10 protein-coding genes are annotated in these 11,151 nt (G+C 63.7%); 4 read left to right on the top strand and 6 right to left on the bottom strand.

Translation table 11 applies throughout. The annotated features are described in order from the left end of the window. The first annotated feature begins 210 nt into the window (after positions 1–210). On the top strand, positions 211–633 hold the full coding sequence (mscL, locus tag NKH30_RS12275; RefSeq protein WP_352577002.1) for a large conductance mechanosensitive channel protein MscL: 423 nt from the start codon (positions 211–213) through the stop codon (positions 631–633). A gap of 111 nt (positions 634–744) precedes the next feature. Next, positions 745–1,911: a pyridoxal phosphate-dependent aminotransferase gene (locus tag NKH30_RS12270; protein ID WP_352488243.1), complete on the top strand. Its 1,167-nt coding sequence runs from the start codon at positions 745–747 to the stop codon at positions 1,909–1,911. A gap of 151 nt (positions 1,912–2,062) precedes the next feature. Here the strand turns inward: NKH30_RS12270 and hemA are convergent, their stop codons facing one another. Next, a complete protein-coding gene (gene hemA, locus NKH30_RS12265; protein WP_352613927.1) occupies positions 2,063–3,340 on the bottom strand; it encodes a 5-aminolevulinate synthase in 1,278 nt (425 codons plus the stop codon). Positions 3,341–3,605: 265 nt separating this feature from the next. On the opposite strand from hemA, the gene galE reads away from it, so the two are divergent. After that, entirely contained in the window at positions 3,606–4,601 is a 996-nt protein-coding gene (gene galE, locus NKH30_RS12260; protein WP_352813663.1) for a UDP-glucose 4-epimerase GalE, read from the top strand. 43 nt (positions 4,602–4,644) lie between these two features. Next, positions 4,645–5,895, top strand: coding sequence for a D-amino acid dehydrogenase (locus NKH30_RS12255; protein ID WP_352813661.1), 1,251 nt, complete (start codon positions 4,645–4,647; stop codon positions 5,893–5,895). Positions 5,896–5,931: 36 nt separating this feature from the next. Here the strand turns inward: NKH30_RS12255 and NKH30_RS12250 are convergent, their stop codons facing one another. Genes NKH30_RS12250 through NKH30_RS12230 form a run of 5 tightly spaced genes read right to left on the bottom strand, consistent with a single transcriptional unit; the run spans position 5,932 to position 11,129 of the window. Continuing rightward, complete coding sequence (locus NKH30_RS12250; RefSeq protein WP_352995590.1) at positions 5,932–7,302, bottom strand: FGGY-family carbohydrate kinase; 1,371 nt, start codon at positions 7,300–7,302, stop codon at positions 5,932–5,934. After that, positions 7,299–7,616, bottom strand: coding sequence for an L-rhamnose mutarotase (rhaM, locus tag NKH30_RS12245; protein ID WP_352470130.1), 318 nt, complete (start codon positions 7,614–7,616; stop codon positions 7,299–7,301). The genes NKH30_RS12250 and rhaM overlap by 4 nt, the downstream gene beginning before the upstream one ends. Then, positions 7,616–8,617, bottom strand: coding sequence for an ABC transporter permease (locus NKH30_RS12240; RefSeq protein ID WP_352501719.1), 1,002 nt, complete (start codon positions 8,615–8,617; stop codon positions 7,616–7,618). Before NKH30_RS12240 ends, rhaM begins: the two co-directional genes overlap by 1 nt. Then, complete coding sequence (locus NKH30_RS12235) at positions 8,614–9,591, bottom strand: ABC transporter permease (protein WP_352501720.1); 978 nt, start codon at positions 9,589–9,591, stop codon at positions 8,614–8,616. The genes NKH30_RS12240 and NKH30_RS12235 overlap by 4 nt, the downstream gene beginning before the upstream one ends. Next, entirely contained in the window at positions 9,588–11,129 is a 1,542-nt protein-coding gene (locus NKH30_RS12230; protein WP_352685301.1) for a sugar ABC transporter ATP-binding protein, read from the bottom strand. Before NKH30_RS12230 ends, NKH30_RS12235 begins: the two co-directional genes overlap by 4 nt. Between the last annotated feature and the right edge of the window lie 22 nt (positions 11,130–11,151).

Genomic DNA, 11,151 nt, shown 5'->3' with positions numbered 1-11,151 from the left:
CGGTTTTTTCATCCGGCCTTGCAGACGCAATCACAGCTTGGCGATCAAGTCCATCGCGGCTTTCGGCGCATTATGGCTGTGGCTTCGCGCAATCCAGGCCGGGGAAACACGTCTTTGCGCCTGTCGCAACCGCAGGTTTTTGCTATTCTGCCGACCGGTCGATGCCGAGGCGTGGACGGCAGCACGGCCGGTCAGGACAAGGAGGGTCGAATGCTGAAAGAATTTCAGGAATTCATTTCCAGGGGCAATGTGATGGACCTGGCCGTCGCCGTCATCATTGGCGCTGCCTTCAGCAAGATCGTCGATTCGCTGGTCAACGACATCATCATGCCGATTATCGGGGCGATTTTCGGCGGACTGGACTTCAACAACTACTTTCTGCCCTTGTCTTCAGCCGTCAACGCCACATCGCTGGCCGACGCAAAGAAGCAGGGCGCGGTCTTTGCGTATGGCAGTTTCATCACCGTGGCGCTGAATTTTCTCATTCTCGCCTTCATCATCTTCCTGATGGTCAAGGCGGTGAACAATCTGCGCCAGCGGCTGGAGCGCGAGAAACCGGCCGCCCCGGTTGCCCCGCCACCGGCCGACGTCGCGCTGCTCACCGAAATTCGCGATCTCCTCGCCAGAAAATAGCGCCTGCGGCAACTTTCTGGACCAAAACCCCGGTCGCCTGCGGCCGGGGTTTTCTGTTTTCGTCCGCCCTGAAACACGCTAGCAGTCGAGCAAACGAAAACGGACCCATCCATGACCCTGATCGATACTCTGCGCGCCGAAGCGCGGGCGGCGCCTGAAAGCGGCATTGTCGCCGTCATGAACCGTGGCCGCGGCCGCGACGGCATGATCCCGCTCTGGGCCGGCGAGGGCGACCTGCCGACGCCTGCCTTCATCACTGATGCCGCCGCCAAGGCACTCGCCGGCGGTGAAACCTTCTACACCTGGCAGCGGGGCATTCCCGAACTCAGGCAGGCACTCGCCCGCTACTACACCAGGCATTTCGGCAAGACTTTCGCCAACGAGGAATTCATCGTCACCGGCTCCGGCATGCATGCCATCCAGATGGCCATCGACGCGGTGGCCGGCAAGGGCGACGAACTCGTCTACCTGTCGCCGGCATGGCCGAACTTCGCCGCCGCCGCCGGCGTCGCCGGCGCCGTGCCGGTCGCGGTCACGCTCGACCAGTCGGGCAATGGCTGGTCCTGCGATGTCGACAAGATCGCAGCCGCGATCACGCCGCGGACCAAGGCGCTGTTCGTCAACACGCCGTCCAACCCGACCGGCTGGACCGCCGACAAGGAGACGCTGCAGGCGATCCTCGACCTTGCCCGCGAAAGGGGCCTGTGGATCATCGCCGACGAGATCTATTCGCTGTTTCATTACGGCGATAGTCGCGCGCCGTCCTTCATCGACATCATGGCCGATGAGGATCGCATCCTGTTCGTCAATTCCTTTTCCAAGAACTGGGCGATGACCGGCTGGCGCATCGGCTGGATCAAGATCCATCCCGCCTTGCAGCAGGTGTTCGAGAACCTGGTCCAGTATTCGACGTCCGGCGTTGCGCAGTTCATGCAGCGCGGCGCCGTCGTTGCCCTCGATGAGGGCGACGCCTTCATCGTCGAGCAGGTGGAGCGGGCGAGGGCGGCGCGCGACCTGGTGTGCGGCATTCTCGCCGAAACCGGCAGGGCGCGGTTCACCGTGCCGCAGGGCGCATTCTATCTGTTCTTCGCGGTCGACGGCATCACCGATTCCCGCGCTGCCGCCTTCGACATGGTCGACCGCGCCAATGTCGGCCTGGCTCCCGGCACCGCCTTCGGCCCCGGCGGCGAATCCTTTCTCAGGCTATGCTTCCACCGCCGTCTCGACCAGCTCGAGGAAGCCGCGCACCGGCTGGCGAAATGGATGAAGAATATGTGAGCTGCCTCGAAGCCCCGAGTTCAAACTCGCTCCGGCGAGTCAGCTGGCGTGGGTTTCGAGAACCGGAGCGCAGCGGACATTTGGGTCCGTGAGCACCGGAAGCGCAGAAAGCCGCGTCAGATGGCCGCCGGAGTAGAGTTTCAAACGGGCTTCAGCCGCCCGACTTCGGCACCAGCAACGGAATGACGCGGTCGCTCTTGGCGACCGACGGTCGGCCCGCCGAACCGTAAGGAATCCCCAACGCATCCCATGTCTCGACCAGCGCGTCCTGCAGGGACGCAATCAACGCGTCCGAATGGAACGGTGTCGGCGTGATGCGCAGCCGCTCGGTGCCGCGCGGCACTGTCGGGTAGTTGATCGGCTGGATGTAGATGCCGTGCACACCGAGCAGGCGGTCGCTGGCCATCTTGCAGAGCTCGGGATCGCCGACCAGAAGGGGCACGATGTGGGTAGGCGACTCCATCACCGGCAGGCCGGCCGCGGCCAGCACTTGCTTGGTCCGCGTCGCCTGACGCAGCTGCGCATCGCGCTCGGCCTGCGAGCGCTTGAGATGGCGGATCGAGGTGGTTGCCGCGGCAGCGATCGCCGGCGGCAACGCCGTGGTGAAGATGAAGCCCGGCGCATAGGAGCGCACCGCGTCGATCACGGCGCTGGTGCCGGCGATGTAGCCACCAAGCGTGCCGAACGCCTTGGCCAGCGTGCCCTCGATGATGTCGATGCGGTCGGCCAGCCCTTCGCGCTCGGTGATGCCGCCGCCGCGCGGCCCGTACATGCCGACGGCGTGGACCTCGTCGATGTAGGTCATGGCGTTGTAGCGCTCGGCGAGATCGACGATCTGCTTGATCGGCGCGATGTCGCCGTCCATCGAATAGACGCTCTCGAAGACAATCAGCTTGGCGCGCTCGCGGCCGGCCGTCTGCAGCAGGCTTTCGAGATGCGCGACGTCGTTATGGCGGAAGATCTTCTTCTCGGCGCCTGAGCGCCGCACGCCCTCGATCATCGAAGCGTGGTTGAGCTCGTCCGAGATGATCAGGCAATTGGGAAGCAGCTTTGCAATGGTCGAGATCGACGCCTCGTTGGAAACGAAGCCGGAGGTGAAAACCAGTGCCGCTTCCTTGTCGTGCAGGTCGGCAAGCTCCAGTTCGAGCTCGACCAGCGGGTTGCTGGTGCCGGAGATGTTGCGGGTGCCGCCGGCCCCCGACCCCATCTTGCCTGCCGCCTTCTGGAACGCGGCAATGACGTCGGGATGCTGGCCCATGCCGAGATAGTCGTTGGAGCACCAGACGGTGATTTCCTCGGCGCGGCCATTGGCGCGCCAGATGGCGCGTGGGAATTTCCCGACGATACGCTCAAGGTCGGCGAAGACGCGATAGCGACGCTCCGCATGGAGCTGGTCGATCGCTTCCTCGAAAAACCGCTGATAATTCATGTCGCCTTCCCAGTTTTGCGCGGGATCATAGTCATTGGCCCATTCGTCGTCCACCTGGCCTTTTTGGTCAAAATGCCACGCCCCGAGCCTGTTCCTAACGACCACGGAACGTGGCCTATTCCCTTGATGTGGATCAATCTTGTTTCAGGACAATGCCACGCGCCGATGAGACTGGTTACCGCAGGTTTTAATGGCCTGGCGGCGGATTTTCCAGTACGGCGACGATTGAGACAGTTCCGATAAATCATAAATAGCGAGGATGCGGATGACGGTTTTGGTGACAGGCGGTGCCGGCTATATCGGTAGCCATATGGTCTGGGAATTGCTGGACACGGGCGACAGCGTCGTCGTCCTCGACCGGCTTTCTACCGGCTTTGAATGGGCGGTGGCCCCGGAAGCAAAGCTCGTCGTCGGCGACGTCGCCGACAGGGAACTGGTCGCTTCGATCATTCGCGACAATAAGATCGACGCGATCATCCATTTCGCCGGCTCGATCGTGGTCCCCGAATCGGTCGCTGACCCGCTTGCCTATTACGAGAACAACACCTGCAACACGCGCACCTTGATCGAGACCGCGGTGTGCGAAGGCGTGCCCAATTTCATCTTTTCCTCGACCGCCGCCGTCTATGGCGGCGCCGGCCTGGAGCCGGTGCGCGAGGATGCCCGGCTTGCGCCGGAATCGCCCTATGGCCTGTCCAAGCTGATGAGTGAATGGATGCTGCGCGACGCGGCAATTGCCCATGGGTTGCGCTATACGGCGCTGCGCTATTTCAACGTCGCCGGCGCCGATCCGAAGGGCCGCACCGGCCAGTCGACGCCCGGTGCCACGCATCTGATCAAGGTCGCTTGCGAGACGGCGCTCGGCAAGCGCCCCTTCATGCAGGTGTTCGGCACCGACTATCCGACGCCGGACGGTACCTGCATGCGCGACTATATCCACGTCAGCGACCTGGCGGCGGCGCATCGGCTGGCGCTTCAGCGGCTGCGTGCCGGCGGATCGAGCCTGGTCGCCAATTGTGGTTACAGCCACGGGTATTCGGTGCTCGAGGTCATCGACAGCGTCCGCCGCGTCTTCGGCCATGATTTCGACGTGCGGATGGGCGATCGCCGCGCCGGCGACGCCGCCGCGGTCGTCGCCAATTCGGAGCTGGCGCGCGGCGAGCTCGGCTGGACCCCGCAGCGCGACAACCTCGACCAGATCGTTGCCGATGCGCTTGCCTGGGAGCGCATCCTGACCAGCAAGAATTCGGCTCTGGGGTGAAGTGGGCTCTCCGCAAAGGTTGGTTCAGCGGGCTGGGGGCGGAATGAAAATCCTGGTGCTTGGGGCCGGCGTCGTCGGTACGGCGGCGGCCTTTTATCTGGCCAGCGACGGCCATGAGGTGACGGTGATCGAGCGCCATCCGGCGGCGGCACGCGGCACCAGCCGGTCGAATGCCGGCCTGGTGTCGCCCGGGGATGCCACCGCCTGGGCCTCGCCCGCCGCGCTGAAGACGTTCCTGCGCGGCCTCTACAACCACGATCTCGGCATCAAGGTGCGGCTGCGCCTGGATCCGTATTTTTTCGCCTGGAGCCTGCGCTTCCTGCGCCAGTGCACGCATAAGCGCATGCGCGCCAACACCGACGTCAAGCTGCGTCTGGCGCTCTATTCGCGCGACTGCATCAACGCCGTCTCCGCCGAAACCGGCATCCACTATGACGAGCGCAAGAAAGGCATTCTCTATTTCTTCCGCTCGCAGCAGAGCTTTGATACCGGCACCGACAATTATCGTTATCTCGGCGAACACGGCCTGCCGATCGAGATCGTCGGCCGCGACCGGCTGGTCGAGCTCGAGCCCGGCCTTGCCGGCGCCAAGGACAAGATAGCCGGCGGCGTCTATTCGCCGATCGACCAGACCGGCGACTCCAGTCAATTCACGCAGAACCTCGCTGCCTATGCCGCCGAGAAACTCGGCGTCCAATTCCTCTACGGCACCACGGTCGAAGGCCTCGACATCGACGGCGATCGGGTGCGCGCCGTGATGACCTCGGCCGGCCCGGTGGCAGGTGACGCAGTGGTCATTTCCATGGGGCCGGAGAGCGGTCTGCTCGGCCGCCGCTACGGCATCGATCTGCCCGTCTATCCCGTGAAGGGCTATACCGTGACTGTTCCGCTGGAAGATGAAAGCAAGGGGCCGATCATGGGTGGCGCCGACGAGGACCGGCTGATCGGCTATTCCAGGCTGGGAAATCGGCTGCGGATGTCCTCGACGGCGGAGTTCACCGGGTTCGACCGCACGTTCAAGCCACGCGATTTCAACTCGATCCTGAACACCGCCAAGGACCTGTTCCCCGGCGCTTTCGACGAGAGCAAGGCCGAGCTCTGGGCTGGACTTCGCCCGATGATGCCGAACTCTGTGCCGGTCATCGGCCGGGCGCGGTACGACAATCTCTACCTCGACACCGGCCACGGTCATCTCGGCTGGACCATGGCCTGCGGCTCGGGAAAGTTCCTTGCCGATGTGGTCGCCGGCCGCAAGCCGGAGATCGACCCGCAAGGATTGCTCTATGCGGGCTAGGCATCTCCGGACATCAGGGCGCCATGAGCTCGGCGGTCAGGCTCGTTCGTCGACCGCTGAACGCCAGGAGCGCACGTAACTTGTCCAGAGTGGATCGGCCGACGGTTCGGTCCTTTCGCCTCTGCCTTGCGGTGTCCCCTGGTCCGACGCCAGCAAGGCGGCGCCGATACTGGTGCCGGTGGCGGCCTCGGAGGCGATGACGCCACGCGCCGTCGCCGCAGCCAGCATGCGGGTGAACAGCCGGTTGCGGGCGAAGGGTCCTTCGACGATGGTTGGACCGTCCGCGCCGATCAGGTCGAGGCAGGTCGCGGTCATCAGCGCCAGGTAGAACGAGATGGTGACAAAGCGCTGGCCGACGCTCATACCGTCCGCGTTAAGCCATGATGCGGTATGATGCGGAAACGGGCCCGAACCCTGTTGGGTCGAGGGCAATAGGGACGTCTTGCGCGCCAGCACCGTGGCAACATCGTCTTCCGTCCAGTTCTCCGATTGGCCCTCGGTCAGCACGGAAAACTCGCGGCCACCCATGAAGCGCGCCGACGGCACGGGATCGCCGAGCGCGTTGACATTGACCAGCGTATCGCGGGCCGGGTCGAGCGCGATCTTGTTGCCGCCAACCGCCATCGACACCACCCAGGTGCCGGTCGAGACCACGGAGAAAGGCGGTCGGTCGGACAGGAGATGTGGCAGCAGCGAGGCGTTGGAATCGTGCAGGCCGCAAAACACCGGCGTTTGCGGGTCGAGCCCGGTCCGTGTCGCAAGCGCGGGCAGGATCGGCCCGAGGCGGTCCTTGGCCTGCCGCACCGGCGCCATTAGCCGGCGCCATTGCAGCCGGTCGACCAGCGACGAAAAATCCGCTTTCCACGGGTTCCACAGATCGGTGTGGCAGCCGAGCGAAGTCACCTCGCTGGCGGCGACGCCGGTCAGGCGCAAGGCCCAGTATTGCGGATACATCAGGATCGCGGCGGTTCTGGCGAAATCCGCCGGAAAGCGCTTCTGCTGCCAGAACAGCTGCGCGCCGAGATTGAGGCCGGCCGGCAGGCGCGGCGTGCCGGTCTCGGAGAACGCCGGACGGATCGTGTCATAGTCCCCGGCAAAGGCATCCGGACCATCGAATTCGTAGTCGAGCACCGGCAGCGCCAGTTCGCCTGATGCGTCGACCAGCACGGACGTTGCGCCATGGGTGGTGATCGATATCGCATCGATGCGCTGCTCGCAGTCGATCTCGGCCAGGCTGCCAAGGATAAACGCCCATAACCGCTCGACGTCATGGTGCGGGTATGGGCCTTGCCGAACCGGCTCGTTCACCATCCTGCGCAGCGTGACTTCGCTTGCTGCGGCAAGATCGACCAGCGCCACCTTGGCGTTGGTCTTGCCGATATCGATGACGGCGACGTGGCGGGTCATTCCATATGGAACATTGTTTCCAGCGGCACCGCCACCGGCTCGTTGTTCGGCTTGGTCTCCATGATGTCCGCCATCTCGGCCCACCAACGCTGCATCACCGGATGCTTCGGCAATTCGTCCATGCCGTGGTCGTCACGGCGCCACAGCACGCCGAACAAGGTGTTGGTCTCTTCGTCGAGATGGATCGAGTAATCGGAGATACCGGCCTGCTTGAGCAGCGCGACCAGCGACGGCCAGATGTCGTCGTGGCGCTTCTTGTATTCGGCCTTCATGCCCGGATTGAGCTTCATCTTGAACGCGTATTTCTCCGGCATCAGGCAAAGCGCTCCCGCCGTACTCGCCGCCACAGGATCGGCAGCGCGATGACGATGATCAGCAGCAGGCCGATGAAGATCGACATAACAATCCCTGGCACATTGAGCAGGCCGAGGCCGAAGGTCACCAGCCCCATGATGAAGGCCGCGAGCACGACGCCGACTATGCTGCCGGCCCCGCCCAGGATGCTGACGCCACCAAGCACCACCATGGTGATGACTTCCAGCTCGTAGCCCTGTGCGATGGACGGCCGGGTCGAGCCGAGCCGCGATGTGATCAGCACCGAGGCGATGCCCGCCATCAGGCCGGTCAGGCAAAACAGGATGAATTTGATACGGCCGACGCGTACGCCGGAAAACTGCGCCGCGACCGGGTTGTTGCCGATGGCAAAGACCCGGCGGCCGAAGCTCGTCCGGTGCAGAAGGAACCAGTAGACGACTGCCGCGATCAGGAAAAGCGTCAGTTCGAACGACACCACCCACCAGACATAGCCCTGGCCGAAGAAGGCGAAGCTCGCGGGATAGCCCTTGTAGGCCTGGTCGCCGAGGATGATGAAGGCAATGCCGCGAAACAGGCTCATCGTGCCGATGGTGACGACGATCGACGGCAAGCCGAGCCTGGTGACGAGCAGTCCGTTGAAGGCGCCGCAGCCGAGCCCGACGACGAGGCCGATTGCCACCAGTTCAGGCGTGCCGGCGCCGGCCTGCACCGCCATGCCCATCATTGTTGACGCCAGCGCGATGATGGCGGCCACCGACAGGTCGATTTCGCCGGAGATGATCAGCAGCGCCATGGCCAGCGCGATCAGCGCCTTTTCGGTGAAGTTGAAGGTCAGGTCCGACAGCGACCATGGGTCGAGGAAATAGGGCGAGGCAAAACTGTTGATGGCAAAGATGGCGACCGCCACCGCGACGAGCAGCGCCTCCCAGGAGAAGACCGCCGCGGTGAACGGCTTGTCGAGCCGATCGGGAATGTGGCGTGGGGCAGGGGTATCGGTCATGCCGCTTCCGCCTTTTTGAGAATGATGCGGCCTTGCCGGCGTTCGCCGCGCGCGTTGAGCACCACGGCCAGGATGATGGCGCTGCCTGAAATCGCCATCTGCCAGAAGGGTGAGATGTTGATCACCGGCAGTGCGTTGGAGATGATGCCGAGGAACAGCGCGCCGAGCACGGCGCCGCCGACCGAGCCGATGCCGCCGGCGATCGAAATGCCGCCGATGACGCAGGCGGCGATGATATTGAGCTCATAGCCATTCGCGACCTCGACCGAGGCGATGACGTAGCGCGAGATCCACAGATAGCCACAGAGGCCGCCGATCATCCCCGAGATGCAGAAGACGATGAATTTCGTCCGGCCGACATCGATGCCGGCATAGACCGATGCGGTCGGGTTGACGCCAATGGCATAGATCGAGCGGCCGAGCGCGGTGCGCGTCATCACGAGGAAAAACAATGCAATGACCAGCAGGGCGATCCAGGACAGAACCGGAATGCCGAGGAAAGCCGCGCGCTGCAACCCGATGAACTCAGCGCTCATCTGGTCGGCGTTGACCCACGCGCCGCCTGAAATGACGAACGTGGCGCCGCGGTAGATGGTGAGGGTGCCGAGCGTTACCACGATCGAGGGAATGTTCAGCCGCCATACCAGCAGGCCGTTGATGGCGCCGAGCACCAGGCCGACCAGAAGTGCGATGACGATCAGCAGCGGGATCGGGATCGCCGGATGCGCGGCGTTCAGCATTGCCACCACCATGCCGGTGAAGCAGAGATTTGAAGCCATCGACAGGTCGATCGAGCGGGTCAGGATGACGACCATCTGGCCGAGCGCCAGGATCATCAGGATCGACGTGTCGTTGAACACCTGGCGCAGGTTGGCCGGATCGGCAAAACCTGGAAACCGCGTGGAGATCAGCCCGATCAGCACGGCGATTGCCGCCAGCAGCCAGACCTCGCGATGTTTGAGAAGAGCCTTCATGCCGCGATCCCCGCTGCCGTCCTGACCAAGGTTTCGGCGTCGAGCCCTTTATTGTCGTAGACCGCGGCAATGCGGCCCTCGCGCATAACCACGACGCGGTCCGACATGCCGAGGATTTCCGGCAATTCGGACGACACCATGATCACCGACAGGCCTTGCGCGACGAGCTCGGCCATGAAGCCGTGCACGGCCGCCTTCGAGCCGATGTCGATGCCCTTGGTCGGCTCGTCCAGGATGATCACCTTGGGCGCGGTCGCCAGCCATTTGGCGATGACGATCTTCTGCTGGTTGCCGCCCGACAGCGTGCCGACGTCCTGGCTGAGCGAGGAGGCGCGCAGATCGAGCCGCTCGGTGTAGGAGCGGGCCAGCGCGAACTCTTCGGCCAGCCGCAATATGCCGGACTTGGATGTCCGTTTGAGCGAGGGCAGCGAGACATTCTGGAAGATCGGCAGGCCGATCACCACGCCTTGCTTGCCGCGCTCCTCCGGCACATAGACGATGCCGGCGTCGATCGAATCCGCCGCCGATTTCGGCGCGATTGCCTTACCCTCCAGCGTGATCGTGCCGCCGCTGGTGCGGGTGATGCCTGATATCGCCTGCATCACCTCGCTGCGCCCGGCGCCGACAAGGCCGTAGAAGCCGAGGATTTCGCCCCTGTGCAGCTCGAAGCCTATGTCGTCGAACTCGGTCGGGTGCGACAGGCCGGAGACGGCCAGCACCGGCGCGCCGATCTCGGCCTTGCGCTGCGGAAAGATGTGATCGACCGAGCGGCCGACCATCATGCGCACGATCTGGCTCTGGCCGGCGTCCTTGATCAGGCCTTCGCCGACCATCTCGCCGTCCCGGAACACGGTATAGCGGTCGGCGATGTGGTAGATCTCATCGAATTTGTGGCTGATGAACAGGATCGCCTTGCCGTCGCTCTTGAGGAATTCGATCAGCAGGAAAAGCTCTTCGATCTCCTTCATCGAAAGCGCTGCCGTCGGCTCGTCCATGATGACGATCCGCGCGTCGATGGACATGGCGCGGGCAACCGCGACTAGGTGCTTGTTGGCAATGCCGAGATCCTTCAGCCTGGCGTCGGCGTCGATATGGCCGGCGCCCATCGTGTCGAGCACCTCGCGGGCATTCTTGCGCATGGTGCGCCAGTCGATGGTTTTGAAACGCGTGCGCGGCGCATGGCCGAGGAAGATGTTTTCGGCCACCGTCAGGTCGTCGAACAGCACGGTTTCCTGGTGGATGGCGGTGATGCCATGCCCGAACGCGGCGTGGGCGCTGGGCAGTGTGACCGGCTGGCCGTCGATGCTGATCGTGCCAGCATCCGGCTGGTAGATGCCGGTCATGATCTTGACCAGCGTCGACTTGCCGGCGCCGTTTTCGCCGATCAGCGCGGTTACCTGGCCGGGATACAGCGACAGGCCGACATTGTGCAGCGCCCGCACGCCGGGAAAGCTTTTCGAGATGCCGGACAGCGTCAGGCGCGGTCCGGATGACAAAGGCGCTTCATGTGCCACTTCGTGCTGGGCTGTCGTGTCCATAATCGTATCAAGCCCTGTAGCA

The sequence above is a fragment of the Mesorhizobium sp. M1273 genome (assembly GCF_040318195.1).
Classification (GTDB): domain Bacteria; phylum Pseudomonadota; class Alphaproteobacteria; order Rhizobiales; family Rhizobiaceae; genus Mesorhizobium.
This window is presented reverse-complemented; position numbering and strand designations above follow the sequence as displayed.

Excerpts from the sequence above, each read along its gene's own strand:
- hemA (WP_352613927.1), bottom strand. The coding sequence starts at position 3,340 with ATGAATTATCAGCGGTTTTTCGAGGAAGCGATCGACCAGCTCCATGCG.
- rhaM (WP_352470130.1), bottom strand. The coding sequence starts at position 7,616 with ATGCCGGAGAAATACGCGTTCAAGATGAAGCTCAATCCGGGCATGAAG.
- galE (WP_352813663.1), top strand. The coding sequence starts at position 3,606 with ATGACGGTTTTGGTGACAGGCGGTGCCGGCTATATCGGTAGCCATATG.
- mscL (WP_352577002.1), top strand. The coding sequence starts at position 211 with ATGCTGAAAGAATTTCAGGAATTCATTTCCAGGGGCAATGTGATGGAC.
- NKH30_RS12240 (WP_352501719.1), bottom strand. The coding sequence starts at position 8,617 with ATGACCGATACCCCTGCCCCACGCCACATTCCCGATCGGCTCGACAAG.
- NKH30_RS12255 (WP_352813661.1), top strand. The coding sequence starts at position 4,645 with ATGAAAATCCTGGTGCTTGGGGCCGGCGTCGTCGGTACGGCGGCGGCC.
- NKH30_RS12230 (WP_352685301.1), bottom strand. The coding sequence starts at position 11,129 with ATGGACACGACAGCCCAGCACGAAGTGGCACATGAAGCGCCTTTGTCA.
- NKH30_RS12250 (WP_352995590.1), bottom strand. The coding sequence starts at position 7,302 with ATGACCCGCCACGTCGCCGTCATCGATATCGGCAAGACCAACGCCAAG.
- NKH30_RS12235 (WP_352501720.1), bottom strand. The coding sequence starts at position 9,591 with ATGAAGGCTCTTCTCAAACATCGCGAGGTCTGGCTGCTGGCGGCAATC.
- NKH30_RS12270 (WP_352488243.1), top strand. The coding sequence starts at position 745 with ATGACCCTGATCGATACTCTGCGCGCCGAAGCGCGGGCGGCGCCTGAA.